Source organism: Sphingomonas koreensis, assembly GCF_002797435.1.
Classification (GTDB): domain Bacteria; phylum Pseudomonadota; class Alphaproteobacteria; order Sphingomonadales; family Sphingomonadaceae; genus Sphingomonas; species Sphingomonas koreensis.
In genome coordinates this window covers 220154-246338 of record NZ_PGEN01000001.1, presented here as the reverse complement: position 1 = coordinate 246338, position 26185 = coordinate 220154, and the positions used below count along the sequence as shown (strand labels likewise).

The window sequence follows — 26185 nt, the reverse complement described above, 5'->3', positions numbered from 1 at the left end:
GCGATCAGTTGCCGCCGGTCGACTGGCCGGCAAGCTGCGCCTTGACCCGGGCGATCGCGGCCTCGTCGCGCTTGACCCCGATCGACTTGCGCGCGGCGGCGACGAACTGTTCGAGATATTCGGCGCCGATCACCTGAGTGAGGCCGGCGCGCGTCTGCGCGATCAGCGCCTTGTCGTTGCGTGCGTCGCCCGGGGTGATCTCATCGAGCCACACCACCCAATAGCCGCCGCCATTGGGCGCTTCGGTCATCTTCGCCTTCTTGGCGGCCATGCTGAACATCAGCCGCACCGGCGGCGGGATCTGCATCCCGGCCTGGGCGAGCTGGCCGCGCACGGCGTCGAGGGGCTGGAGCGCGGGCAAGGTGAGTCCCGTCTTCTTCATCGCATCGGCGATCGGGGTCCCCTTGCCGACGTCCGCGAGGATCGCCGAAGCCGCCTTGCGTGCAGCCTGAAGCTGGCGATCGCGGATGAAACCGGCGACGACCGCTTCACGGATTTCGGCCAGCGGGCGCGGGGCAGCGGCGATGACGCGTTCCGGCTTGACGAGTGCGAAGCTGCCATCCTGGTCGATCGGGACGATCTGCGCATCGTCGCCGGTCTCCATCGCGAAGCCGGCCTTCGCGATCTGCGCGATCACCGGATCGGGCGGGGTCGGCGTTGCGGCTTCGGCTGCTTCCTGCGTGCGGCCGTCGCCGAAGATCGCCTGCGTGGTCTCTGCCTTGAGCTTGGCATCCGCAACAGCCTCGTCAAACGTGGCATTGCCCGCGATCGCGGTGTCGATCTGTCCGCGCAGGTTGGTCAGTGCCTCGGCCTCCTTGCGCTGGGTGATCGCGGTGGCGAGTTCGCCGCGAACCTGATCGAGAGTCTTGCCCGCGACCTGCTCGATCTTCTCGACGCGCACGATGTGCCAGCCGAGCGGCGAGCGCAGCGGGCCGACGACGACGCCTTGCGCAGCGGCGAAGGCTGCATTGGCGATTTCCGGGCTGCTCGCGCGGGCGAAGCTCTGCTTTTCGGCATTGTCGATAGTCGAGGGCTGGAGGCCCGCGCCCTGCGCAGCGGCCGCCAGGGTTGCGCCGCCCTTGATCTTCGCGGCGAGCGCGTTGGCGCTATTCTGGTCCGCGACGATCACCTGGGCGAGCGTACGCTTGGTGCTGGCCGCATATTGGGCGGCATTCTGCTTATAGGCGGCGGCGATCTCCGCCTCGGTCGCCTTGGCACCTTCCGCGAACTGCGCAGGGCGGACCAGCGCGTAGCGGATCACGCGGCGCTCCGGCATCGTGTAGCGGGCGCGGTTGCGATTGTAGAAGGCGGTCAGCTCGGCGTCGGTCGGCGGCGCACCCGGAGCGATCGCGCTGATCGGGACATAGCCGACCGAACCCTTGCGGCGCTCAAGCAGCTGCGAGGCGTAGGGCAAAGCGAGTTCGGTGGGGACATAGGTGGCGCCGCGGACGACCCCGACCGTCGGACCCGCGACCCACTGCGCCAGCGTACCCTGACGGATGTCGTCGCGGATCTGGTCTGCCGTGATCCCTTCGCGCGCCAGTATCTGCTCGAAATTGCGCTGGCTGAACTTGCCGGTCAGCGGATCGGCAAAGGCGGGTGCCGAAGCGATCTCGCCGTCGATCGCGGCCTTGGACACGGCCATGCCGTGATCGCGGGCATATTCCTCGAGCACCATGCCGTTGACGATATCGTCGAGCACCTGTTCGAACCCGCCCATCGCGACGAACTGGGTCATGTCGAGCGCGGGCTGCTGCTGGCGCGCGCGTTCGAGCGCGTTCTTGAGCCGCTGCTGCAGCTCCTGCTCCGTAACCTTCTTGTTGCCGACCTGAACCAGCGCACCGCCCGAAGGGCCGCCGCCGCCGGACAGGTTGGTGATGTCGCCCAGCGCAAAGGCGACCGCGATCACCACGAGCAGCAGCAGGGCGATGATCTTGCCCGCGGTCGAGAACAGGATGCGGCGGAGGAAGGTGAGCATGGAAACCCGATCAAAAGTGAAGGATGGTGCTTTAGGGGGGCAATGCGCAGCCATCAAGCTTGTGAAGCGTGTGGGGCACGCTTAGGGGCGATGTCCAATAATGGACAAGAGAGGGAATTGGATGCGGCGCAAGCTGGTGGCGGGGAACTGGAAGATGCACGGCCTGATCGCCGCGCTGCCCGAGATCGAGGCGATCGCACAGGCCGCGGCGGTGACGCCGGGAGTCGATGCCGCGCTGTGCGTCCCCGCGACGCTGATCGCGCCCGCCGTCACCGTGGCGGCGCGGATGCCGATCGGGGGGCAGGATTGCCATGCCGCGGACCAGGGCGCGCATACCGGCTGCATCTCCGCCGCGATGCTCAGGGAAGCGGGCGCGGCGCTGACCATCGTCGGGCATAGCGAGCGGCGTGCGAACCAGGGCGAGACCGATGCCGACGTCAAGGGCAAGGCCGAGGCGGCGCACCGCCATGGCCTCAACGCGATCCTGTGCGTCGGCGAGACGCTGGAGCAGCGCGATGCGGGGCAGGCCGAGGCGGTCGTCACGGCGCAACTCGCCGGGTCGATGCCCGAGGGCGCGGCGGCCGACTGGCTGTCGATCGCGTACGAGCCGGTCTGGGCGATCGGCACGGGGCGCACGCCGACCGAGGCGGACGTCGCGGCGATGCACGGGGCGATCCGGGCCAAGCTTACCGAACTGCTGGGCGGCGAGACCGCGGCGGCGATGCGGGTGCTTTACGGCGGATCGGTCAACGGGGCGAATGCGGCGTCGCTGCTCGGCTGCGCGGACGTGGACGGCGCGCTGGTCGGCGGGGCGAGCCTGACCGCGGAGAAGTTCGTGCCGATCATCGAGGCGGCGGCGGGGCTGTAACCTCGCCCGGCGAAGTTCACAAAATTCCGGGCAACGCGATTCATTCTGTCAACTTGGTCGCCTTTGCCGGGGGCTGCGGACGCTCGGCAAGCACGGCCATGGCGAGGCGCAGATCGGGGCGATGGATCGTGCCGATCTGGCGCCCCTTATAGTAGCGCGGGACGGTGATGCCGTTGATCGCGCGATCCATCGCCAGCGCGAAGACCCGGTCGTAGCTCAGCGACTGGGCGATGTCCCAGGCGGCGGCGAGGCTCTCCGCACCGGCGCGCTTGCGCAGCTTGTAGGCCGACTCGCGGCTCATCCCGACCGCGCGGGCGGCGCGCTGAACGGTACCGGTGATGGCGAGCGCGGTGATGAAGTCGCGCTGCCTTCGCGGCGTCCAGCCATCATAGCGGCTGGAGGCGGTGGGAACGGGCGTGAAGGCGAGCAACTCGGCTTCGTCCGCGGCGAGCAGGGGGCGTGAGTCGTCCATCGACCAGCTTATGGACATGGACGGCGCGTGTAGGAAAGTTGTTTTTGTTCCCGCTGCGTTCCGGTCAATCCGGGCGCGGCCGGTCGGTCTCGCGCAGCAGCCAGGCGCGGGCATGGGCCTCGTCCTTGCGCTCGTAGACTTCGTAGTGGACGCCGGGGATCAGCGCGCTTTCGATCCTGCTGGCGACGCGCACCCACTCGGCATCGGCGACGATGGCGACGCGATCGATCGCGCGGATCAGGCGGATGAGCAAAGGGAGGTGTTTCAGCTCCTCGGCGATCGCGGAGAGCGCGACCGAGGGCGAGCCGCGGACATCGGCGAGGATGTCGAGCTGTGGGGTGGTGTCGAGGATCGCGGCGAGGCGGTCGAGCGCCGGGACGATGTCGGCGGCGGTGAAATGGCCTTCCGCGATGATGGCGATGGCGCGGGGGGAGAGGGGGGTGAAGGTGAGCATGGTAAGTCTTACCATCTTCCCACAAGCAAGACACACGTAAGTGTTGTGAACAGCAAGTTGTCAGGTTGAGCGTTATAGGCAATGACGCCAACGCAAAACTGCGGTTATGACAGCGGTATATGGTACTGACATATCTCGACATTGAAGAGGTGATTGAGAAGGTAGAGGAAGGGGCGACTCAGCCGTTTCTCTGTCGAGCTTCCGATGACGATCTCTATGTCGTCAAGGGTCGTGCTGCGCTGCCATCAGGTCTCATATCGGAGGTGGTATGCGCAGCGGTCGGCCGGCAGCTAGGGCTGCCGATTCCCGAATTCGCGATAGTTTCGCTAAATGCTCAGTTGTCCCGATTTAATGCTCAGGCTGCCACTTCTCTGGGAACGGGCTGGGGCTTCGCATCAAAATATAGCGAAAATCTTACCCCTGCCTCTCGATCGAATCTAAATAGATATCCAGTTCATCTACTCAGGGACGTTTTCATATTTGATTATTGGATTAAGAATGAAGATCGAACAGGTACTTTGTGGGGCGGGAATTCTAATATGTTTGTTAACGTGGTTGATAAGGATATTGTGATACTTGATCACAATTTAGCCTTTGATAGGGCGTTTAACCAAGAAAATTTTAATGGGCTGCATATTTGCCGCGATTTCTGGTTTGGGGCCGAGGGGTTGCTTGAGCGAGAGCACTACCAACCGCGGCTGGAGGCGGCTATCGCCACCGCAGAGGCCGTGATAAACGACTTGCCTGATGAGTGGACGGATTCCGACCCCACAGTTGTGCCGCATTTGCGTGCCACTTTGGAGGCGGTGTCTGCCAACGCATTCTGGAGCGCGATCCAGTGAAGCAGCTATTCTTCTATAGCGTAATACGATTTCGCCCCCTGCTTGAAACTGGGGAGTTCGCGAATGTAGGAATCGTGGCGCTTTCAGCGCAATCTGGTAGAATAAAGTATCAATTGGCGCACCGTCGCTTTCGACGAGTTACGCAGTTTTTCGACAATGTGAGTGCGAGCACCTACTCTGAAACAATGGAAATACTGAAAGAAAAGCTAGTAGATGCTGTTGATCTGGCTCGGAGTAATCCTGATTCGGCGGATGTTCTATTTCAATCTGTAGTGGGCGTCCGCGATGGTGTTATAACTTTTAGCGATGTCCGATCCATGGTTGCTCCTGATCTAGACACAGCGGTTGAGATTTCATTTGACCGGTTGGTGAGGAGGAATGTCGATACCTATGAGTATCGCGAGGTTGGAATCGTAAGAAGTATAAAGAATGATTTAAAGGCTCTAAACATTAAGTCGTTTACTTCAAAGTATATAGATGACGACCTTATGCCTGTGAAACTTCCTCTGGTTAGCGAGGGGGTGGAAACTTATGTCATTAAGCCGATGGCTTTCGATCAGAAGACTACGATTTCAATAATTGATCACGCCAACCTATGGACGGATAGATTTAAGTACTTTCTCAGCAAGGGGAGGCTAAAGAAGGAGAATGTACTTATTCCAGTGGAAATGCCGGTTTTTGATGATGATCTTATGGTAGAGGCCTCCATATATGCTACATCAAAGATCGCAGAACTTCCGGTCAAGATTGTAGAGTTTGGGACAGCCTTGGCTGTTGAGGAAATTCGAAGATTTGCTGCGCGCGGAGATGTCTATAGCGGCGGTATCGGAAGACATCACTGGAACTAATTATCCCACACTCACAAAACTATCCATCACCCGCTTCCGCCCGGCTTGCTCAAACTCGATCTCGAGCTTGTTGCCTTCGATTTCGACGATTTCGCCATAGCCGAACTTCTGGTGGAAGACGCGCATGCCGAGTGACAGGTCGTCGCGGCCTTTGTTGCCGAGGCTGACGGCGCTGGCGCGGCTTTCGACCACGCGCTTGGGGGCGGTGGTGAAGGTCGAGCTCGGGGCGGCGGCGCGTTGCCAGCCGGGGCCCCGGCCAGTGCCGCGGCCGACATGGGCGAAGGGGTCGGCATGCTCGCTCCAGTTGGCGCGCCACAGCGAGGCGCCGCCGGACATGGTCGATTCCTCGTCGACATGGTCCTTGGGCAGCTCGCCGACAAAGCGGCTGGGGATGGAGCTGGTCCACTGGCCGTAGATGCGGCGGTTGGCGGCGTGGAGGATCGTCGCGAGGCGGCGGGCGCGGGTGATCGCGACGTAGGCGAGGCGGCGTTCCTCCTCCAGTGAGGCGAGGCCGCCTTCGTCGAGGGCGCGCTGGCTGGGGAAGATGCCTTCCTCCCACCCCGCGAGGAACACGGTGTCGAACTCGAGCCCCTTGGCGGCGTGGATGGTCATGATCGTGACCTTGGGCTCGTCGGCATTGCCGTCATTGTCCATGACGAGGGAGACGTGTTCGAGGAACGCGCCTAGGGTTTCGTATTCCTCCATCGCGCGGACGAGTTCGGACAGGTTCTCGAGCCGGCCCGCAGCCTCGGCGGTGCGGTCGGCCTGCCACATCGCGGTATAGCCGCTCTCGTCGAGGATGATCTGCGCGAGCTCGGTATGGGGGAGGCCGCCGATGCGGGTATCCGTTGCCTCGACGACGGCTCCCTCTTCGGGGGAGGCACTCGAGTACATGTCCTTCCAGCGGGCGATGTCGCCGACGAAATTGCCGAGCGCGCGGCGGGCCTGGGGCGTCAGCTCGTCGGTGTCGAGGATGCGCGCGGCGGCGAGGAGGAGGGGGATGCCCTCGGCCCGGGCGAGCTGGTGGATCTTGGCGATCGCCTTGTCGCCCAGGCCGCGCTTGGGGACGTTGACGATGCGTTCGAAGGCGAAGTCGTCGGCGCCCTGGTGGACGAGGCGGAGATAGGCGAGCGCGTCGCGGATCTCGGCACGCTCGTAGAAGCGGAAGCCGCCGACGATGCGATAGGGCAGGCCGGTGGCGATGAAGCGGTCCTCGAACTCGCGCGTCTGGTGCTGGGCGCGGACGAGGATGGCGAATTCGTCGAGCGACTTGCCCTCGCGGCGCTGGGTATTCTCGATCTCTTCGCCGACGCGGCGGGCTTCCTCAGGGCCGTCCCACACGCCGACGACGCGGACCTTCTCGCCCGCGTCCTTCTCGGTCCACAGCTCCTTGCCGAGGCGGCCGCCATTGTTGGCGATGACGCCCGAGGCGGCGGCGAGGATGTGGGGGGTGGAGCGGTAATTCTGTTCGAGGCGGATCACCTTCGCGCCGGGGAAATCCTTCTCGAACTTCAGGATATTCTCCACCTGCGCGCCGCGCCACGAATAGATCGACTGATCGTCGTCGCCGACGCAGCAGATGTTCTTGCGCTCCTGTGCGAGCAGGCGGAGCCAGAGATACTGGACGCTGTTGGTGTCCTGATACTCGTCGACCATGATGTAGCGGAAGCGCTGCTGGTAGTGCTGAAGCACGTCGCGGTTGGTCTTGAGGATCGTCAGCATGTGCAGCAGCAGATCGCCGAAGTCGCAGGCGTTGAGGGTGCGCAGCCGGTCCTGATATTGCGCGTAGAGCGACTGGCCGCGGCCGTTGGCGAACAGCTCCGACTCGCCGGCGTCGAGATCCTTCGGGGTCAGGCCCTTGTTCTTCCACCCGTCGATCAGCCCGGCGAGCTGGCGCGCGGGCCAGCGCTTTTCGTCCAGATCGTTGGCGGCGATGAGCTGCTTGATCAGGCGCAGCTGATCGTCGGTGTCGAGGATGGTGAAGTTGTTCTGCAGCCCGACCAGCTCGGCATGGCGGCGCAGCATCTTGGCGCCGATCGCGTGGAAGGTGCCGAGCCAGGGCATCCCCTCGACCGCGTCGCCGACAAGGCCGCGGACGCGCTCGCGCATCTCCCGCGCAGCCTTGTTGGTGAAGGTGACGCTGAGGATTTCGGAGGGATAGGCGCGGCGGGTCCAGAGGAGATGGGCGAGGCGGGCGGTGAGCGCGGCGGTCTTGCCCGTGCCGGCGCCGGCGAGGACGAGGACGGGGCCGTCGGTGGTGAGCACGGCTTCGCGCTGCGGGGCGTTGAGGCCGCGCAGATAGGGGGGATCGTCGGGAGAGGCTACGGGTACGGACATTGGTGAACAGGTAGGGAACGCGGCGAGTCGGGGCAAGCGCGATGGTGCTGGGGTGGCGCGCGATGGCCGATATCCCCCAGACACCGCTTGCGCGCGCGCCCGGGCGGGTGCAGGGGAACGGCATGTGGGACAAGATCAAGCGCCGGTTCAACGCACGCCGGCTGTTGCTGCTCGCCGCACTGGCCGGGGTGGCGCTGTATGTCGGCTGGCGCACGGGCGGGTTCGACCAGACCCCAGCGCAGAAGCCGTGCGAGGCGGGGCGCAAGGAAATCAAGGACGACAAGGGCCAGGTGGTGCAGGTGACGCGCACGACCTGCTTCGAAGACAAGAAGTGACGGCGCGCAGACGCCGCACCTTTGGGGGAGTGATGGATGGACGCTGACCGGGCACGGCAACGCCGCGCGCTATGGGCGAGCTTTGTGGGGACGGGAATCGAGTTCTACGATTTCTACATTTACGCGACCGCAGCGGCGCTGGTGTTCGGGAAACTGTTCTTCATCGGGAGCGAGGCGGAAACGCAGCTCTGGGCGTATCTGACGCTGTCGATCGCATTCTTCGCGCGGCCGGTGGGCGCCGCGGTGTTCGGCCATTATGGCGACCGCATCGGGCGCAAGGCGACGTTGGTCGCGTCGCTGCTGACGATGGGGCTTTCGACCACGCTGGTGGCGTTTCTGCCGACCTATGAGATGGCGGGGTGGATCGCGCCCTTTGCCCTCTGCGTGCTGCGGTTCGGGCAGGGGTTCGGCCTGGGCGGCGAATGGGGCGGCGCGGCGCTGCTGGCGGTGGAGAATGCGCCGCCGGGCTGGCGCGCCCGCTTTGGCAGCGCGCCGCAGATGGGCGCGCCCGCGGGGTTCATCGCCGCCAATGGCCTCTTCCTGCTGCTCGGCATGATGATGACCCCGGCGCAGTTCGCGGAGTGGGGCTGGCGGATCCCGTTCATCCTTTCAGCCGCGCTGGTCGCGGTCGGGCTGTGGGTACGGCTCAAGCTGGGCGAGACGCCGGAGTTCAAGGCGAGCCTGGCCGAGGCGCCGCCGCCCAAGGTGCCGCTGGGCGAGGTCGTGACGAAGCATGGCGGCGCGCTGCTGGGCGGGACGATCGGCGCGGTGGCATGCTTCGCCACCTATTATATCGCCACCGCGTTCCTGCTGGGTTGGGGGACCAAGTCGCTCGGCTATTCGATGCAGGATTTCCTGGGATGCCAGCTGGTCGCGATCCTGTTCATGGCGGCGGGCATCTATCTGGCCGCATGGATGGCCGACGCGAAATACGATCCCCGGCGCGTGCTGGCGGGCGGGTGCGTGCTGGTCGCGGCGAGCGGATTCGTGATCGCGCCGCTGATGGCCGGCGGGCTGATCGGCGTGTTCGCGTTCCTGTCGCTGCTGTTGTTCGCGATGGGATTCGTCTACGGGCCGCTCGGCGCCTGGCTGACCGACCTGTTCCCGCCGCGCGTGCGCTATACCGGCGCATCCATGACCTTCAACATCGCGGGTGTGATCGGCGGCGGGCTGACGCCGTTCTTCGCGCAGAAGCTGGCGCTCCAGGGCGGGCTGATGCCGGTCGGCTGGTATCTGAGCGCTGCGGCGGTGCTCAGCCTGGTGGCGCTGGTCGCGCTGCGGCCGAAGGCGAACGGCTAAGCTGAGCGCAGGATCGTCAGCTTGGCCTTGCCGTGCACACGCTCGGCATCGACCTCGAAACCGGCGACTTCGATGGCCTCGTTCTTTGCGGTCTCGATGCTGATCCATGTCGCCGGGCCGGTCCAGCCGAGCCGGGCGAGCTTGTCGAGCGCGACCGAGCCGGCGCCGGTGCCATAGGGCGGGTCCATCAGGATGACGTCCAACGGCTTGGGCGCTGGCCCGAGCGCGAGGACCGAGGTCGCGCGGATATCCGCGCGGACGCCGAGCTTCTCCGCATTGGCGCGCAGCGCGTCGAGCGCGGCGCGATCCTGCTCGACGAACAGGCACGAGGCGGCGCCGCGCGACAGTGCCTCGAACCCCAGCGCGCCCGAACCGGCGAAGAGATCGGCGACGGCCAGATCCTCGAAGCTCCCCACGCGGCTGGCGAGCATCGAGAACAGCGCTTCACGCGTGCGATCGGCGGTGGGGCGGGTGCCGTCGCCCTTGGGCGCGGCGAGCGGACGGCCCCGCCATTGGCCAGCAATGATCCTCATTTACGCGGCCCCCGCTTGCCGGGTCCGGGCTTGGCCGAAGGACGCGGGCGGCGGTCGTTCGACCGATAGTGGCGCTTGGGCCGGTCAAGCAGCGGGCCGGCATCGTCATCGACGCGGGGACGGACGGGCTTTGCGGGCTTGGCCGCAGCAGCGCCGCGGGGATCGGCCTCACGCTTCTTGGTCGCGGAGACCGCGCGCTGGCGGCGCTGGCCGACGCCGAACTTTTCGGGACCGGCGGGCGTGGCGGGTGGCTTGGGGCGGCGGGGAGGCCTTGCCTCGCCATCCTTTGCACGCTCGTCCTTGCTGGCCGGAACCTGCCGTGCCACCACCTTGCGGCGTTCGGCGCGATTGGCGGCGGGGGCGGTTTCCGGGGCGGGTTCGGACGGCACGTCCTGCGCAATCGCCTTGGGCTTGCTCGACAGCTGAAGATTGGATGCAGCCTTGCCGCCGCTCGCGAGGGCCTTGCGGAACAGGATCAGGTCGTGCTGGCGCACTTCGTCGATCATGCCTGACGGCATGTCCCCGAGGTGGAAGGGGCCGTAGCGGGTGCGGATCAGGCGGCTGACCTTGAGCCCGAGATGCTCGAGCACGCGGCGGACCTCGCGGTTCTTGCCCTCGGTCAGCGTCAGTTCGATCCAGACATTCGCGCCGGTGCGGCGTTCGAGATTGGCATCGATCGAGCCGTAGCGGACGCCGTCGATCTCGATACCGAGCATCAAATCCTCGAGCTGGGCCTGGCTGACCTCGCCATAGGCGCGCGCGCGATAGCTGCGCTCGACCCCGGTGGCGGGAAGCTCGAGCTGGCGCTTGAGCTCGCCATCGGTGGTCATCAGCAACAGCCCCTCGGTATTGAGGTCGAGGCGGCCGACCGGCATCAGCCGGGGCAGCCCCTTGGGCAGTTTGCTGTAGATGGTCGGGCGCCCGCCCGGATCGCGCTCGGTGGTGAGCAGGCCGCTGGGCTTGTGGAAGCGGAACAGGCGCGCGGGTGCGGCGGCGGCGACCGGATTGCCATCGACGGTGACGCCGCGCAGCGAGGGCAGGACGGTGGCGGGCGTGGTCAGGATTTCGCCGTCGATGGCGACGCGGCCGTCGGCGATCATGCGCTCAATCTCTCGGCGCGACGCGATTCCGGCACGGGCGAGCAGTTTGGCGATGCGTTCGCCCCGGCGAGGCGATTCCGTGGGTGATGGCGGGGACATTCGCCGCGCGATACAGCGGGTTGGCCTCGGGCGCAAAATTCTTGTGCGCCGGGAGCCGTATCCGGCCCTAATGCGTTCTGGCCGCGTAATCATGTGGGTGGGTCATGTTGTTCGGAAAGAAGAACCGGCGGATCGCGCGGCTGTTGATCGTCGAGGACGAGCCGCTGGTCGCGTTCGACACCGAACATTTCCTGACCGAGGAAGGTTTTACCGTCGTTGCCACCACCGATTCGGTGCGCGAGGCGATCGGGCATATCGGCGGGCGCAAGACGATCGACCTGGTGCTGATCGACCTGGGATTGCGCGACGGCGACGGCGCCGATGTGGCGCATGCCGCCAAGGCGAAGGGCGTGCCGGCGCTGATCGTCACGGGGCGGCGGCTGGACGAGGTGGAAGCCATCGGCCTTGGCTGCCTGTCCAAACCCTATCCGCAACGCGACCTGCTGCGCGCGATCGCGATCGTCGAGGCGCTGCTCGACGGCAAGACGCCGCGGCGCGTGCCGGCCAGCCTGAAGCTGTTCCAGTCCGTCGCCTGAGGGCTTTGCTTCGCTGGATTTGCCGCTAGGGTCGGTGCCTTGTCGGTACGGGGGAATGCATGAGTGAGGCGGTCAAGGCGGACGGGCAGGGGACGCTGCTCGACGGGATCCGCCCTTATTTCGAGAAGGCACCGCTCGCCGCATTGGCACTCGGCATGTCTTCCGGCTTTCCCTTTGCGATGATCGGCGCGACGCTGACCACGCGCCTTGCTCAGGATGGGATCACTAAATCTGCGGTGACCGCATTCGCGCTCACCTTCCTCGCCTACAACCTCAAATGGGCGTGGGCGCCAGTGGTCGACAAGTTCCGCATTCCGGTGCTGGGCGCGATCGGGGCGCGGCGATCCTGGCTGATCGTGACCGGGGCGCTGGTCGCGGCGGCGGTGATCTTTCTTGGCAGCGTCGATCCCAAGGCGTCGCTGGGCTGGGTCGCCGCGGCAGCGATCATGGTGGGGTTGGCGGGCGCGACGTTCGACATCGTGATCGACGCCTATCGCATCGAATTGCTCGAGCCTCGTCAGCTGGGCGTCGGATCGGGCATGTCGCAATATGGCTGGCGGATCGGCTCGGCCGCCGCCGGCGGGTTGGCGCTGTATGTTGCGGAGGGCGCCGGGTGGGGCGTCGCCTATGCCGCGTGCGCGATCTTCGCGCTGCCTGCAGTGCTCGCCGGGCTGATCGTCGGCGAGCCCGAGCGCAAGGTGTTCCGCGAATGGCCCGAGCGGATGGGGCAGAAGCCCTATCTGATCTTCGTCCTTGCTTTTGCCCCGCTCTATCTGGGCGCCCGCTGGATCGACGGTGCGCTGGGTGTGAACATCCTCTCCAACATGGTGCTGGTCGGCTATCTGTTCCCGCTGTTCGACCTGACCGCCCGCCGCGCGCGCGATGCGGGCAAGCCGAGCGCTTTGACCTGGCTGGGCCTGTTGCCGGTGGCCGGCGTTGGCGTCGCGTTGTGGCAGGGCTGGTCCGCATCCTCGGCGCTGGTGCCGCTGGTGCTGGGCGCGGGCGCGCTGCTGTGGATCGCGTCGCTCGTGTCGATCGCGATGACTCAGGTGGAGAGCGGTAAGGTCGGGCCGCTGATGGAATTCTTCCGCCGCGAAGGCGGAATGATGGTGCTGCTGTTCGTGCTGCTCCACAAGCTGGGCGATACGCTGGCCAACCTGACGTTGCGGCTGCTGTTCAACGAGCAGGGCTATACCAACAGCGAGATCGCCTTTTACGACGTGTTCGTCGGGTTCTGGGCGCTGCTGGCGGGAATTTTCGTCGGCGGGATCATGTACGCCAAGCTGGGCATGAAGCGGTCGGTGTTCATCAGTCTCGTGCTGATGATGGTGTCGAACCTGAGCTTCGCCGGGATGGCGTCGGTCGGCCACACCAATGCCGGCATGGCGGCGGCGATGGGATTCGAGAATTTCGCGAGCGGGATCGGCGGGGTGTGCGTCGGTGCCTATCTGGCGGCACTGTGCAATTTGAGCTTCACCGCGACCCAGTTCGCGCTGCTCTCGGCCGCGGCGAGCATCTTGGGACGGTTCCTCAGCGGCACTTCGGCCGGCAAGATGATCGAGGGCATCGGCTATGTGAACTATTACGTTCTCACCACCATCCTGGCATTGCCCGGCGTGCTGCTGTTCGCGTGGATGATGCGCAGCGGGCTGGTCGATCGGTCGATCGGTACGGCCGGCACGGAAGGCGAGGGTGATGCGCGCGCCGATCCGGAGATTGGCTCGGCGCGCTAGGCCTCCAGCGGCAGCCCCAGATCAGCGAAGGCGTTGGCGAGGGCGTGGGCGGTGGTGAGGACGCCGTCGGCCTGGCGCACGCCGAGCAGATCGGCGAGCAGGATATGCGCGCGGGCCGGATCGTGCGGTGCGCGGGCGATGATCTCGATCGTCGCACACTCCGCCGCGGTCATGCGGGCGCAGCACCAGGGCGCGATCTGGATCGGCCCGGCCGAGGCGGTGGACATCTCGGCCATCAGCGAGCGCAGCAAGATCAACGGGCGGCGGAAGTCGCGGCCGAAAGCGGTGACGAACGCATGTGCCGCAGCCGCGTCGTGAAGGCCGCCTGCGCCCATCTGGCGAATCCCGAACAACAGCAGCCGCGCGCCGGGATCTTCGGGCTGGAGGCGGGGCAGGGCGTGGCCGAGCGTGGCGATTGCAGTCATGCGGCGGACTCCGGATTCGATTCGTCCGGCTATCCTGACATTCTGTTATTGATAGTCAATCGCAATAAGAGTCAGTCGGGGAGCTCATCGTTCGCGCGGAGCACTTCACCGGCGAGATAGAGCGAGCCGAGAATGAGGATGAGCGGCGGTAGCGAGACATCCGCAACGAGGCGGGCGGCGATGCTGCGAAGGGCTTCGTCCGGAGTGCCGGCGGTACCGGTCGCCGGGATGTCGAGCGCCTGCGCGCTGGCGGCGAGATCGGCCGGCGCGTGATGCGCATGACCGGGAACGGGAATTGCCGTGAGCGACTGCGCGAGCGGGGCGAAAGGCGCGAGCAGGCCGGTTGCGTCCTTGTTGGCGAGCATGCCGAGGACGAGATGGACCGTGCGGCCCTGCGCGACCTGCGCCAGTGCGGCGCTGACCGATTGCGCGGCGGCTTCATTGTGCCCCCCATCGAGCCAGATCTGGCTGCCGGGCGGGAGCAGGTCCAGCAACGGGCCGGGGGAGAGACGTTGCATGCGCGCTGGCCAGCGTGCGGCTGTTGCGGCCGTCGCGAAGGCCTGGGGCGGGAGGCTGAGCCGCTGCTGATGGCGCAGCGTTGCGATGGCGAGCGCAAGATTGCCCGGCTGATGCGGCCCGGCCAGCGCGGGGAGCGGGGTTTCGAGCGAGCCGCGCGCGTCCCGGTAGTGGAGACGATCGTCCGCGACTTCATAGTCCCAGTCCGTGCCACGCGAATGGACGGGCGCATTGGTGGCGTCCGCCACCTGCGCGATGCGCTCGGTGACGGAGGCGTCATAGGCCATGGTGACGAGCGGGACGCCGGGCTTGGCGATCCCGGCCTTTTCGCCCGCGATGGCTTCGGCAGTGTCGCCGAGAAACGCCTGATGATCGATGCCGAGTTGGGCGATGGCGCAGGCTGCAGGAGCCGGGATGACATTGGTCGCGTCGAGACGGCCGCCGAGGCCGACCTCGACGATGCAGGCGTCCGCCGGGGTACGGCTGAAGGCGAGGAAGGCGGCGGCGGTCGTCACCTCGAAGAAGCTGGCGCCGATGTCTCCCCCGGCGTCGAGAACCTCCTCGAGCAGCGCGGCGAGCGTTTCGTCGTCGATCAGCGTGCCGGCGAGGCGGATGCGCTCGTTGAAGCGGACGAGATGCGGGCTGGAATAGACATGTGCGGTGAGGCCCGCAGCTTCGATCCCGGCGCGCAGGAAGGCGCAGGTCGAACCCTTGCCGTTGGTGCCTGCGATATGGAGGACCGGCGGGAGACGCAGGTGCGGGTTGCCGATCCGCTCGAGCAGCGCGGTGATCCGGCTGAGGCCGAGGATGTCAGCGCCGGGGCCGAGTGCCCAGAGGCGGTCGAGCTGGCGCTGAACGGCGGCGTGGCTGGAGGTGGCGTGGTCGGGCATGAGGACCGCGAAGGTCAGGCCGCCGCCTTCTCTCCACCCACCAGCAGGCCGATCAGCTGGCTGAGCTTCTCGCGCAGCTCCTTGCGGTGGACGACCATGTCGATCAGGCCGTGGTCGAGATAATATTCGCTGGTCTGGAAATCGTCGGGCAGCTTTTCGCGGATCGTGCTTTCGATCACGCGGCGGCCGGTGAAGGCGAGGGTCGCCTTGGGCTCGGCGATCTGGACGTCGCCGAGCATGGCATAGGCCGCCATCACGCCGCCCGAAGTGGGATCGGTGAGAACGACGATATAGGGTAGACCCGCGTCGTGGAGCATCGAGATGGCGACGGTGCTGCGCGGCATCTGCATCAGGCTGAGGATGCCCTCCTGCATGCGCGCGCCGCCCGAGGCGGTGAAGACGATATACGGCGCCCTGGCGGCGATCGCGGCTTCGACGCCGGCGATGAACGCTTCGCCGACGGCCTGGCCCATCGACCCGCCCATGAAGGCGAAGTCCTGAACGCCGATCACCGCCTTGTGCCCGTCGATCGTGCCGCTGGCGTTGAGGAAGGCGTCCTGCTCGCCGGTGCTGGCGCGCGCGGCCTTGATGCGGGCGGGATAGGGCTTCTGGTCGCGGAACTTGAGCGGGTCTTCGGTCACGCGCGGGCCGGGCAGGACGGTGTATCCTGCGTCGAACAGCTGCTCGAACCGCGCTCTGCCGCCGATCCGCTCATGATGATCGCAGAGCGGGCAGACGGACATGTTCTCCTGCAACTCGCGGGTGAACACCATCTGTCCGCAGCCCTTGCATTTGTGCCAGAGATTGTCGGGGGTCTCTGCCTTGTTCGGGACGACGAACGACAGGGCGTTGCGGACGCGGCTGAGCCAGCTCATGCGGGTTCCTTGCGAGCTTCGGCCAGAGCGGCCGACAGGGATTGGATATAGGTTTGGACCGCGGCGGGTGCATCGGCGCCGTTTGCCGCGATCAGATCGATGATCGCCGAGCCGACGACGACGCCATCGGCGACGCGGCCGATCGCGGCGGCCTGTTCGGGGGTGCGGACGCCGAAGCCGACCGCGACGGGCAGGTCGGTGGCCGCCTTGAGCTTCGCGACCGCGGCCTCGATGCTGTCCTGCGCCGCCTGCTGCAGGCCGGTGATGCCAGCGACCGAGACATAGTAGACGAAGCCGGTGGCGCCGCTGAGCACTGCGGGCAGGCGCCCGGCATCGGTGGTCGGGGTGGCGAGGCGGATCGTGGCGATGCCATGCGCGGCGAAGGGGGCGATCTCGTCGGCTTCTTCGGGCGGAATGTCGACGATGATCGTGCCGTCGATGCCGGCCTCACCGGCCTTCTGCGCGAAGGCGCCGGGCGTCGGGCGAGTCATGGTGTTGGCATAGCCCATCAGTACCAGCGGCACGTCAGGGTGGCGCTGGCGGAAGGCGGCGGCGATGGCGAGCACGTCGGCGGTGCGCGTGCCCTTGGCGAGGCTGCGGAGGTTGGCGGCCTGGATCGCCGGACCGTCGGCCATCGGATCGGTGAAGGGCATGCCGAGCTCGATCACATCGGCACCGCCCGCAACGAGCGCGTCGAGGATCGCGGCGGTATCGCCGTCCCCCGCGGTGACGAAGGTGACCAGCGTGGCGCGATGCTGCGCGACGGCAGCGGCGAAGGCGGAGGTGAGGCGGGTCATATCTCCGCCCCCATCGCCTGAGCGACGGTGTAGATATCCTTGTCGCCGCGGCCGGAGACGTTGACGAGGATGATCTTGTCGGAAGGCAATTCCCGTGCCTTGTGCTCCAAAGCTGCCAGCGCGTGCGAGCTTTCGAGCGCGGGGATGATGCCTTCGAGCTTGCAGCAGAGCTGGAACGCGTCGAGTGCCTGGGTATCGGTGACCGGCAGATACTCGACGCGGCCGCTTTCGTGCAGCCAGCTGTGCTCGGGGCCAATGCCGGGATAGTCGAGGCCGGCGGAGATCGAGTGCGCTTCGGTGATCTGGCCGTCCTCGTCCTGCAGCAGATAGGTCTTGTTACCGTGGAGGATGCCGGGCGCGCCGCCGGTGAGGCTGGCGGCATGCTCGCTGGTGTCGATGCCCTTGCCCGCCGCCTCGACGCCGACCATCGCGACGTCGTTGTCGTCGAGGAAGGGGTGGAACAGGCCGATGGCGTTGCTGCCGCCGCCGACCGCGGCGATCAGCAGGTCGGGCAGGCGGCCCTCCGCTTCCAGCATCTGGGCGCGGCTTTCGGTGCCGATCACCGACTGGAAGTCGCGGACGAGTTCCGGATAGGGATGCGGGCCGGCGGCGGTGCCGATGATGTAGAAGGTGTCGTGGACGGTCGCGACCCAGTCCCGAAGCGCCTCGTTCATCGCGTCCTTCAAGGACTGCGAGCCGCTGGTGACGGGGCGGACTTCGGCGCCGAGCAGCTTCATGCGGAAGACGTTGGGCTGCTGGCGCTCGATATCCTTGGCGCCCATGAAGATGGTGCAGGGCAGGCCGAAACGCGCGCAGACGGTGGCGGTGGCGACGCCGTGCTGACCCGCGCCGGTCTCGGCGATGATCCGCTTCTTGCCCATGCGGATGGCGAGCAGGATCTGGCCAATGCAGTTGTTGATCTTGTGCGCGCCGGTGTGGTTCAGCTCCTCGCGCTTGAAGTAGATCTTCGCACCGCCGTAATGCCGGGTCAGCCGCTCGGCGAAATAGAGCGGCGACGGGCGGCCGACATAATGCTTCATCAGCCCGTCGAACTCGGCCTGGAACGCCGGATCGGCCTTGGCGGCGCGATACTCGCGCTCGAGGTCGAGAATCAGCGGCATCAGCGTCTCGGCGACATAGCGTCCGCCGAACTGGCCGAAATGCCCGCGCTCGTCGGGCTGGTTACGCAGGGAGTTGGGCGCGTTCATTATGAGGGGCGTTTAGGCGCGTCTGGCGCGCAGGCCAAGCATTGTTACAAGGTGGCGACGGTCTTCAGGAAGGCGGCGATCTTCGCCTCGTCCTTGACGCCCGGCGCGGACTCGACACCGGAGGAGACGTCGACCAGCCGCGCACCGGTGATACCGACGGCTTCGGCGACGTTGGCGGGATCGAGCCCGCCCGACAGGGCCCAGGGAAGCGGATGCGCGAAACCCTGAAGCAGAGTCCAGTCGAAGCGTATGCCCATGCCGCCGGGCAGCTTCGCATCCTCGGGCACCTTGGCGTCGTAGAGGATGCGCTGGACGGCACCGCGGAAGCCGTTGGCGGCATCGAGATCGGCACGGGTCTTGACGGCGACGGCCGCCCAGACGGGCAGACGCGTTCGGGCGCCGATCGCCGCCGCGCGCTCAGGCGTCACGCGATGGAGCTGGATCGCGTCGAGCCGGGCAGCGCGGATCGCGGACTCAAGCAGCGCATCCTCCGGATCGACGAACACGCCGACCTTGCCGGTCTGAGCCGGCACGCGCGTGGATAGCGATCCGGCCTGATCGAATGTCACGTGACGCGGCGAGGGTGGGAAGAAGACGAAGCCGACATGGCTGGCGCCACCGGCCAAGGCCGTATCGAGCGTCGCGGCGGTTGAAAGGCCGCAGATCTTTGCAGTGACCGGCATCGTCGCCGTCCATCGGGCGGCGGGCGCGATTCGGCAAGCGGAAGTTGCGGCGTGCCGTCCGGCAACGGCACGCCGCGAGTGCGCCTATTTCTCGTATTCGCGGACCAACGCGTCGAACAGGCGGACGCCGAACCCGCGCGCGCCCTTGGGCATGGTCGGCAGCGATTCGTCGGCGCCGTCCACTCCGGCCATGTCGATATGCGCCCAGGGCGTGGGCTGGGGCGTCAGGAAGCCGATGAAATGCGCGCCGCGGCCCGCGCCGGGTCCGGACTTGGTGGTGCCGTTGGCGATATCCGCGATCGGCGATTCCATGTCCTTGGCGTAGCTGGGGTGGAGCGGAAGTCGCCACACCGCTTCGCCCGAATGCGCGGCGGCGCTCTGGACCCGCGTGGCGAGTGCTTCGTCGCGGGCGAACAGACCGGCATAGTCGTCGCCCAGCGCCGTGCTGACCGCTCCTGTCAGCGTCGCAATGTTGACGATCGCAGCGGGCTTGTAGCGCTCGATGGCGTACTGGTTCGCATCGGCGAGGACCATGCGGCCTTCGGCGTCGGTGCTGATGATCTCGATCGTCTGGCCGTTCATCGTGCGGACGACGTCGCCGGGGCGCGATGCGTTGCCGCCGGGCATGTTCTCGGCCAGCGCGGCGATCGCGACGATATTGGCCTTCGCCCCGCGCTTGGCGGCGGCGAGCGCGCCGCCCATCACGGCGGCCGCACCGGCCATGTCGCCCTTCATGTCGCCCATGTTCGCGCCGGGCTTGAGCGAAATGCCGCCGCTGTCGAAGGTGATGCCCTTGCCGATCAGCGCGAGCGGTGCGGCGTTTCCGGCGCCGCTATATTCGACGATCATCATCCGCGCGGGATGGCGCGACCCGGCCGAGACGGACAGGATCGAGCCCATGTTGAGCTGCCGCATCTGCGCCTCGTCCAGCACGGTGATGCGGACGTTGGGCACGCCTGCGAACTGGGCACGGACGGTTTCCACGAAGCTGTCGGGAGTCTTGGCGTTGGAGGGCAGCGTGATGAGATCGCGCGCCATGCGGGCACCCTGGGCGATGCCGGCGAGTTCGCGGGCATAGGTGGCTTCGCCGGCCCCGGCGACGATGGTGAGCGGCTGGCTGGCCGGCGCTGTGACACCGCTCTTGAGGCGGTCGAACCGGTACTGGCCGAGCGTCGCCCCCATCGCGACATGCGCGGCCGGATCGGCAACGGCGGCGGACAAGTTGCCCGCAACGATCGCGACGGGCCGGGGATTGCCGCGGGTTTCCTGCGCCGCGCGACCGCCGAAATCGGCGAGGGCGGCGGCGCCGAGCCGGCCCTGCGGGACGCCGATCAGCACGACGCGGTCATAGCCGCCACTATCGTAGAGCGAGAGCGTCTTGTCAGGCGCGGCCTTGAAGTCCGCCGTGGCGACGGCGCGGGCGACGCTGTCGCGCAGCACGGCGGGGACGTGCGAGAGGTCGCTTGCGCCCGCCATCGGAACGACCAGCACGCCGCCTGCCGGGGCCGTGGCGGCGAAGCGGATCGGGCGTTCGGCGGTGTTGGTGCGATCGCTGGCGCTGACGCCGGTGCCGATCGGGGCGCGTTCGTTGGCAAGGGCAGCGCCCGTCGCGAGGATAGAGGCGGCAAGCAACAGGACACGCATCGGCAACAACTCCCAGGATGATTGTGATATCGTCACATGCGTAACGACAGCACCCTGCGAGGGCAATTGCCGTTAGTCGAAGAGCGGCTTGACCAGGACGACCATCGACAGCGGCGGATCGAGCGGCACCGGAAAGGGCCGGGTTTCGCCGGATGGGGCATAGCCGTGACGGACATACCAGCCGATCAGCTCGGCGCGGCGGTCGATCACGGTCATCTCGATATGGGTCGCGGCGAAGGTTTCGCGGGCGGTGGCTTCGGCGGCGGCCACGAGCTGCTTGCCGATGCCGCCCGCCTGAAGCACGGGATCGACGCAAAGCAGGCCGAGATAGGCAAGGCCGTCGCCGCGGCTCGATACATTGACGCAGCCGAGGATGGTGTCGCCGTCGTGCGCGATCAGCAGGCGGCTGTCGCCATCGAGCAGCGAGCGGAGGGTTTCGATGTCGGTACGCTCGCCGGTGACGAGATCGGCCTCATGCGTCCAGCCCGCGCGCGCGCTGTCGCCGCGATAGGCGCGCTCGACGACGGGGTGCAGAACGGAGAGGTCGGCTTCTACCGCCGGACGGATCGTCGGCATCGGCTGGTCAGAGCGTCGCCTCGATCTCGCGCGCGGCGAGGTCGGGATCTTCGGCCTGGGTGATCGGGCGGCCGATGACGAGGATCGAGGCGCCGGCATCAAGCGCGGCGCGCGGGGTGACGACGCGCTTCTGATCGCCGATCGTGCCGTTGGACGGGCGCACGCCGGGGATGACGAAGAAACCGTCCTTCCACGCATCGTGCGCGGCTTTCACCTCTTCGCCCGAGCAGACGATGCCGTCGACGCCCGCGGATCTGGCGAGTTCGGCGAGGCGGACGACCTGCTCGTGCGGATCGGGCGAGAGACCGATCGACCTCAAGTCGCTTGCGTCGAGGCTGGTGAGCATCGTCACCGCGACGACCTTGGTCCCGGTCGGTGCGGCTGCCTTGGCATCCTCCATCATCGCGCGGCCGCCGGCGGCGTGGACGGTGATGATCGCGGGTTCGAGCGGGCGCAGCGCCTGCACCGCCTTGCCGACCGTGTTGGGAATGTCGTGGAATTTGAGATCGAGGAAGATCGGCAGGCCGATATCCGCCATCTCGTGCACGCCCTGACGGCCGTTCGCCATGAAGAATTCAAGGCCGAGCTTGATCCCGCCGACATGGTGGCGGACGCGCTTGGCGATGGCCTTGGCGCGCTCCAGATCGGGCGTGTCGAGTGCGACGTAGATCGGGCTGCTCATGGCGTCACCAGCGGCGGTGCGGCGGGGGTTTCCACCGGCGCCGGATCGGCCTGGATCGGCATTGCCGGAGCGGCGGATGCGGCTGCCTGCAGGTTGCGCAGCTCCTCGACCGTGCGTTCGAGCATCGCGATCCGCTGGCGGCTGCGCCAGCGCGTCGTGTGGTAGATCACGACCATCGGCAGGAAGCCGATGAGGAAGACGATCAGCAACAGGAAGGGCAGATTCACGTCAGCGACCAGGCTGCTCCACAGCTGGATCTCCACCGGGTGCCAGTTGGTGACCGCAAAGGCCGCGATGAGGCCGAGGATCAGGAACCAGAACAATGCCTTCAGAAACTGCATCCGCGCGAATGATCCCTTGTCGTTTCGGGTAGCTTTAGGACGGGTAGGGCAGATTGGCCAGCCTCAGCCGATCTCTGCACGGAGTTGGGCGAAGAGCGTGGGGATCGCCTTCAGCCGGTCCTGCTCCTCGTCAAGGATGGCGTGGAAGATGCTGCGCTTGATCTGCGTAACCCGGCCCGGGCCGAGCGTCGCGTTGGGCGGGAGGGTGGATAGGAGGATATCGACGAGCCGTTCGGCACCGTGGAGGCGGCCCCAGAGATAGTCGTTCTCGCGATAGGCGCGGCTGAAGAAGGCGCCGAAATTGTTGAACTGGGTTCCCTTGAGCGTGGCACGTGCGCCGCCCTTGCGGATCGATGTCGCATCGTCGGGCGAGATGCGGTCGACGCGGATCGGGTCGAACTCGTTGAGCCCCTCGCCCTGAAGCAGCGGGAGGGTGGCGATATCGAAGAAGGGGAAGCCGAGATAGGCAAGCAGCATCGGGCGCCGCATCTCCTTCGACAGCGCGCTGAGGCCTTCGGACAGGCGTGCATCGGTCTCGTGATCGAGCGTGCGCAGATCCATCCGCGCGGCGAGATTGTCGAGCAGCATGCCGGCATCGAGATCGGCGGCGCGGACCGACTCGCGAAGCCCCAGGAACGGATCGGCGCGCTGGCATTCCAGATAGCCGGCGAGCGATTCGTAGATCGCGTCGCGCATCGGCGTCAGTTCCTGATTCTCATGTTCCTGATCGAGCTCGGTCAGCCGGCGGGCGAGCAGACGCAGGCGGCGGATGCGGAAGCCGAGATCATGCGCGCGGAGCAGGTTGAGCGTCGCGGGGCTGGCCGAGCCGGGATGGCTGGTGCCGAAATCGTCGGCGCCGCGGCGGACGATCTCCGTCCCGATCGCGTCGCGGATGCGGCGCCAGCGGTCGGGCCCGGGCTGGTCGCCGATCTGGTGGAGGTGCGTGGCGATGCGGTCCGCCACGCCTTCGACCTTGAGCATGCCATAGGCGGCATGGCCATAGCCCGCTTTGGCGGCGGCGGCGATCTGCGCGCGGCTGCGCCAGGCGGACAAGCGTTTGGGCGTCGGATAGTCAAGGAACAGCGTGTAGCCGAAGAGCGATTCGACCTGGCCCTCGACCTCGGCGCGGATGCGTTCGACGATCGTCAGCATCCGTTCGATTCGGGCCGATCGCAGGCCGATCGCTTCCAGATTGTCGCGGATCGGCTGCTGTCGCGGAAGTTCGGACAGTGCGCCGATGATCGTCTGGAAGAAGCCGGGATTGTCCGGCGCTTCGTTGTAGAAGCCGAGGCGGTGACCGGGAGTTGGGTCGATGAAGACGAAGCGACGATCGATCTGGCGGCGCGCGGGCCGCTCCTTCAGCGCGTCGATCGCGGGGCGGAAGGGCGCGTTGGCAAGGACCGAGCCGTCGATCAGCGTCGCCTTGTCCGCGGAACCGGCCGCGTACTGGCGGGGCAGGGCGTGTTCGAGAAAGGCTTCGCGGCCCGGCCAGTCCATCCCGCGCGCGGCCAGCACCGCATCGAGCTCGCCAACTGTGGCGGGCGGGAAGGCGCCGGGGAAGCTCGAGGTCGCGCGCGCGGCGAAGGCGAGTTCGGCGTGATGGGCGAAGGGGGCTCTGGCGTCGCCATGGTCGCTGAACGAGAAGACCAGGCGATGCTCGGTTTCGACCACTTCGGGCGGGGAATTGAGCTTCAGCCGTTCGGGATGGCCGCGGAAATCGGTGACGGTAACGAACAGGTCGAGCGGCTGGCCGGCGGGGAGCAGGCGCGGCCCGCAGGGCGCCTTTTCCATGGCGCCGAGCGCGTCGAGCATCATGTCGAGCAGTTCCTTGCCGCCGAAAGGCGGTTCGAACCAGCGTGAGCGGACGAATTTCTCGAGCTTGGCCCGAACCTCCTCGCGCGCGCCGGGCTCGACGGTTTCGTCAACGGTCGAGCCTTCCCGGGTGAGCATCCAGGCGATGGGCAAGGCCCAGACCTTCGCCAGCTTGTGCGACGGGCCCTGATCGGGGTTCAGGAGCGCTTCGACATCGGCGACTTCGAGCCAGAGATCGGTGAGTGGGTCGAGCGACTGGCCGGTCGCGACCGCCTGTGCCAGGAACACGCCGTTGATCCCGCCCGCGCTGGCCCCCGCGACGATATCGACCAGCGCGCGCAGGTTGATTCCGGTGCTGTCGCGAATTTCGTCGAGCAGGGCGTGGTAGATCGTCTCGCTGCCCCTGCCCGGGGCGTCTCCGTCGCGGTGCGCGCGGCTGGCGCGGGCAAGATGCCAGACCTCCTTGGTGATGCCGTGCATATAGACGGCGAGGCTGATGCCGCCATAGCAGACCAGCGCCAGCCGCAACTCCCGCTCCCGCACCCCGTTGCTCATTTGCGCTCCAGCGACGCCCAGACGGGCAGGTGATCCGATGCGGTGCGCGATGCCGGGCTTTCATGGACGCCGCAATCGGCGACCGACAAACCGGACGAGACCATGATCCGGTCGAGCCGTGCGACCGGGCGGCGGGCATGGAAAGAACGGCCCGTCTCCGCAAAGGCGAAATCGCGCCCGAAATCGCGCAGGCAGCCCGAGCGTGCGGTCCAGTCGTTGAGGTCGCCCATCATCACGGTGGGCATTTCGCGTTCGCTGGTGCCGAGATGGGTGAGGATCGCGTGCGCCTGGCGCCGCCGCCACAGCCCCGACAGGTCGAGATGCATGCCGACCACGCGAAGCGGCTCGCCCTGGATGCGCAGATCGGCCATCACCGCGCCGCGCGGTTCGAGCGCGGGCAGATGGATGATCTCGCAATCGAGGATCTGCGCGTCCTTGCGCACCAGGATCGCGTTGCCGTGCCAGCCCATGCTGCCGCTGCGCACGCCGAACTGCACCGCCTTCCACGGGCTGTGCTCTTCGAGCAGATGCGGGGTGATCACGCCCTGCTTCGCGCCGAAGCGACGGTCAGCCTCCTGCAACGCGATGACGTCGGCGTCGATCTCGCGCAGCACTTCCAGCGTGCGTTCGGGCATCCGTCGCCGGTCCGTGCCGATCGACTTGCGCATATTGTAGCTGGCGACCTTCAGCATCGGTTCCTGTTTGGGCAGTGCGATCGGCAAGGGCAAGGGAATCAGCGTCCGCCGGCTTCCAGCAACCGGCGCGGGGCGACGAGTTCCCAGCTGATCGCAACGCGGTCGGCGACGCGATCCCAGTCGGTGGCCGCGCGATCGAGATGGATGCCGACCCAGCCCGACGGGCCGAAATAGGGCGGGCGATAATAGAGATCGGGCTCCATCTCGATCAGCATCGCCTGTTCCTCGGTCCCGCTGGTCTTGACGATCGCGGCGGTCACGTCGTCGTCATGATGGTGGTGCCAGAAATAGGCGAACATCTTGCCCTTCCGGATGAAGAAGGCGGGCATGCCGTGCGAGAGCTTTTCGTCCGCCTCCGGAAGCGCGAGCGCGGCGGCACGGAGCCTGTCGAGCGCCGCAGCCGCCTGAGGGGTCATCTGCTGAGCCATTCTGCGACAATGCGCGGATAGAGCCGGTGTTCCTCGGCGAGGACGCGCTCTGCGAGCGTTTCGGACGTGTCGCCGGGCAGGATCGGCACCTGTGCCTGGCCCAGCACCTCGCCGCCGTCGAGCTCCTCGGTGACGACATGGACCGAACAGCCGCCCGCCGCGTCGCCCGCCTCGATCGCCCGAGCATGGGTGTCGAGGCCCTTGTATTTGGGCAGGAGCGAGGGGTGGATATTGACGATCCGTCCGCGCCAGCGCGCGACGAACGCATCGGTGAGCAGGCGCATATAGCCGGCGAGCGCGATCGCCTCGACGCCCGCATCGCGCAGTGCCGTGTCGATCCCCGCCTCATAATCGGCCTTGGGCATCCCCTTGGGCGACAGCGCGAAGGTGGCGATGCCCTGCTCCGCCGCCCAGGCGAGGCCGGGCGCGGCGGGCTTGTCCGAGGCGACCAGCGCGACCTCATAGGGGCTTTCCGGAAGGCGCGCAGCCTCGGCCAGCGCCATCATGTTGGAGCCGCGGCCGGAGATGAGGATGCCGAGTTTGCGTTTCACCGCTCTCCTCCCGCTTGCGGGAGGGGCGGGGGGAGGGCTTGTCGGCAGGCGGTGAAGAACGGGAAGGAGGAAA

The 26185-nt window shown here is 66.8% G+C and carries 26 protein-coding genes and 1 pseudogene; 7 read left to right on the top strand and 20 right to left on the bottom strand.

The window, feature by feature from the left end; translation table 11 throughout:
* Positions 1-4 precede the first annotated feature (4 nt).
* A complete protein-coding gene (locus BDW16_RS01255) occupies positions 5-1978 on the bottom strand; it encodes a SurA N-terminal domain-containing protein (RefSeq protein WP_066575391.1) in 1974 nt (657 codons plus the stop codon).
* Positions 1979-2099: 121 nt separating this feature from the next.
* On the opposite strand from BDW16_RS01255, the gene tpiA reads away from it, so the two are divergent.
* A complete protein-coding gene (tpiA, locus tag BDW16_RS01250) occupies positions 2100-2846 on the top strand; it encodes a triose-phosphate isomerase (protein ID WP_066575390.1) in 747 nt (248 codons plus the stop codon).
* A gap of 40 nt (positions 2847-2886) precedes the next feature.
* On the opposite strand, the gene BDW16_RS01245 is transcribed toward tpiA, so the two are convergent.
* Entirely contained in the window at positions 2887-3318 is a 432-nt protein-coding gene (locus BDW16_RS01245; protein WP_066575388.1) for a hypothetical protein, read from the bottom strand.
* Between the two features lie 64 nt (positions 3319-3382).
* Positions 3383-3787, bottom strand: coding sequence for a SpoIIAA family protein (locus BDW16_RS01240; RefSeq protein ID WP_083954212.1), 405 nt, complete (start codon positions 3785-3787; stop codon positions 3383-3385).
* 104 nt (positions 3788-3891) lie between these two features.
* On the opposite strand from BDW16_RS01240, the gene BDW16_RS21010 reads away from it, so the two are divergent.
* Both BDW16_RS21010 and BDW16_RS01235 read left to right on the top strand, forming a co-directional pair.
* On the top strand, positions 3892-4614 hold the full coding sequence (locus BDW16_RS21010; protein WP_125958819.1) for a HipA family kinase: 723 nt from the start codon (positions 3892-3894) through the stop codon (positions 4612-4614).
* Entirely contained in the window at positions 4611-5462 is an 852-nt protein-coding gene (locus BDW16_RS01235; RefSeq protein ID WP_157926312.1) for a DUF3037 domain-containing protein, read from the top strand. Before BDW16_RS21010 ends, BDW16_RS01235 begins: the two co-directional genes overlap by 4 nt.
* On the opposite strand, the gene BDW16_RS01230 is transcribed toward BDW16_RS01235, so the two are convergent.
* Positions 5463-7799 carry an ATP-dependent helicase gene (locus BDW16_RS01230; protein WP_066575377.1) on the bottom strand — a complete coding sequence of 779 codons (2337 nt, stop codon included), beginning with the start codon at positions 7797-7799 and terminating at the stop codon, positions 5463-5465.
* A gap of 62 nt (positions 7800-7861) precedes the next feature.
* Here BDW16_RS01230 and BDW16_RS01225 point away from each other — a divergent pair, with 62 nt between their 5' ends.
* Both BDW16_RS01225 and BDW16_RS01220 read left to right on the top strand, forming a co-directional pair.
* Entirely contained in the window at positions 7862-8134 is a 273-nt protein-coding gene (locus tag BDW16_RS01225; RefSeq protein WP_066575376.1) for a hypothetical protein, read from the top strand.
* Between the two features lie 36 nt (positions 8135-8170).
* Positions 8171-9433 (top strand): MFS transporter, encoded by a 1263-nt coding sequence (locus tag BDW16_RS01220; protein ID WP_066575374.1) that lies wholly within the window; start codon positions 8171-8173, stop codon positions 9431-9433.
* On the opposite strand, the gene rsmD is transcribed toward BDW16_RS01220, so the two are convergent.
* On the bottom strand, positions 9430-9966 hold the full coding sequence (gene rsmD, locus BDW16_RS01215) for a 16S rRNA (guanine(966)-N(2))-methyltransferase RsmD (RefSeq protein ID WP_066575371.1): 537 nt from the start codon (positions 9964-9966) through the stop codon (positions 9430-9432). The genes BDW16_RS01220 and rsmD overlap by 4 nt on opposite strands.
* Positions 9967-10412: 446 nt before the next feature.
* Positions 10413-11258: pseudogene (locus BDW16_RS21880) on the bottom strand (pseudouridine synthase); the annotation flags it as partial.
* Between the two features lie 11 nt (positions 11259-11269).
* On the opposite strand from BDW16_RS21880, the gene BDW16_RS01205 reads away from it, so the two are divergent.
* Both BDW16_RS01205 and BDW16_RS01200 read left to right on the top strand, forming a co-directional pair.
* Entirely contained in the window at positions 11270-11701 is a 432-nt protein-coding gene (locus tag BDW16_RS01205; protein WP_066575369.1) for a response regulator, read from the top strand.
* Between the two features lie 59 nt (positions 11702-11760).
* The gene (locus BDW16_RS01200) at positions 11761-13434 is read left to right on the top strand and encodes an AmpG family muropeptide MFS transporter (protein WP_066575367.1); all 1674 of its coding nucleotides are present in this window, start codon (positions 11761-11763) and stop codon (positions 13432-13434) included.
* On the opposite strand, the gene BDW16_RS01195 is transcribed toward BDW16_RS01200, so the two are convergent.
* The 14 genes from BDW16_RS01195 to purN all read right to left on the bottom strand — a co-directional run bounded on the left by BDW16_RS01195 (position 13431) and on the right by purN (position 26067).
* A complete protein-coding gene (locus BDW16_RS01195; protein ID WP_066575355.1) occupies positions 13431-13859 on the bottom strand; it encodes a DUF6628 family protein in 429 nt (142 codons plus the stop codon). The two genes, BDW16_RS01200 and BDW16_RS01195, sit on opposite strands and share 4 nt — an antisense overlap.
* Before the next feature lie 71 nt (positions 13860-13930).
* Positions 13931-15265, bottom strand: coding sequence for a bifunctional folylpolyglutamate synthase/dihydrofolate synthase (locus BDW16_RS01190; RefSeq protein ID WP_066575352.1), 1335 nt, complete (start codon positions 15263-15265; stop codon positions 13931-13933).
* A 14-nt stretch (positions 15266-15279) separates the two neighbouring features.
* Positions 15280-16140, bottom strand: coding sequence for an acetyl-CoA carboxylase, carboxyltransferase subunit beta (gene accD, locus BDW16_RS01185; RefSeq protein ID WP_066575350.1), 861 nt, complete (start codon positions 16138-16140; stop codon positions 15280-15282).
* Complete coding sequence (trpA, locus tag BDW16_RS01180; RefSeq protein WP_066575349.1) at positions 16137-16937, bottom strand: tryptophan synthase subunit alpha; 801 nt, start codon at positions 16935-16937, stop codon at positions 16137-16139. The genes accD and trpA overlap by 4 nt, the downstream gene beginning before the upstream one ends.
* Complete coding sequence (gene trpB, locus BDW16_RS01175; RefSeq protein WP_066575342.1) at positions 16934-18145, bottom strand: tryptophan synthase subunit beta; 1212 nt, start codon at positions 18143-18145, stop codon at positions 16934-16936. The genes trpA and trpB overlap by 4 nt, the downstream gene beginning before the upstream one ends.
* A 44-nt stretch (positions 18146-18189) precedes the next feature.
* On the bottom strand, positions 18190-18828 hold the full coding sequence (locus BDW16_RS01170) for a phosphoribosylanthranilate isomerase (RefSeq protein WP_066575340.1): 639 nt from the start codon (positions 18826-18828) through the stop codon (positions 18190-18192).
* Between the two features lie 84 nt (positions 18829-18912).
* Complete coding sequence (locus tag BDW16_RS01165; protein ID WP_066575337.1) at positions 18913-20472, bottom strand: leucyl aminopeptidase family protein; 1560 nt, start codon at positions 20470-20472, stop codon at positions 18913-18915.
* A gap of 72 nt (positions 20473-20544) precedes the next feature.
* Positions 20545-21048 carry a GNAT family N-acetyltransferase gene (locus tag BDW16_RS01160; protein ID WP_066575335.1) on the bottom strand — a complete coding sequence of 168 codons (504 nt, stop codon included), beginning with the start codon at positions 21046-21048 and terminating at the stop codon, positions 20545-20547.
* A 7-nt stretch (positions 21049-21055) separates the two neighbouring features.
* The gene (gene pyrF, locus BDW16_RS01155) at positions 21056-21730 is read right to left on the bottom strand and encodes an orotidine-5'-phosphate decarboxylase (protein WP_066575332.1); all 675 of its coding nucleotides are present in this window, start codon (positions 21728-21730) and stop codon (positions 21056-21058) included.
* Entirely contained in the window at positions 21727-22071 is a 345-nt protein-coding gene (locus BDW16_RS01150; protein WP_066575325.1) for a lipopolysaccharide assembly protein LapA domain-containing protein, read from the bottom strand. The genes pyrF and BDW16_RS01150 overlap by 4 nt, the downstream gene beginning before the upstream one ends.
* A gap of 63 nt (positions 22072-22134) precedes the next feature.
* A complete protein-coding gene (locus tag BDW16_RS01145; RefSeq protein ID WP_066575324.1) occupies positions 22135-24438 on the bottom strand; it encodes a patatin-like protein in 2304 nt (767 codons plus the stop codon).
* Entirely contained in the window at positions 24435-25130 is a 696-nt protein-coding gene (locus BDW16_RS01140) for an endonuclease/exonuclease/phosphatase family protein (protein ID WP_066575723.1), read from the bottom strand. The genes BDW16_RS01145 and BDW16_RS01140 overlap by 4 nt, the downstream gene beginning before the upstream one ends.
* Positions 25131-25171: 41 nt before the next feature.
* Entirely contained in the window at positions 25172-25561 is a 390-nt protein-coding gene (locus tag BDW16_RS01135) for an MmcQ/YjbR family DNA-binding protein (protein WP_241910301.1), read from the bottom strand.
* Positions 25546-26067, bottom strand: a complete 522-nt coding sequence (purN, locus tag BDW16_RS01130; RefSeq protein WP_066575318.1) for a phosphoribosylglycinamide formyltransferase — start codon at positions 26065-26067, stop codon at positions 25546-25548. Before purN ends, BDW16_RS01135 begins: the two co-directional genes overlap by 16 nt.
* Positions 26068-26185 lie beyond the last annotated feature (118 nt).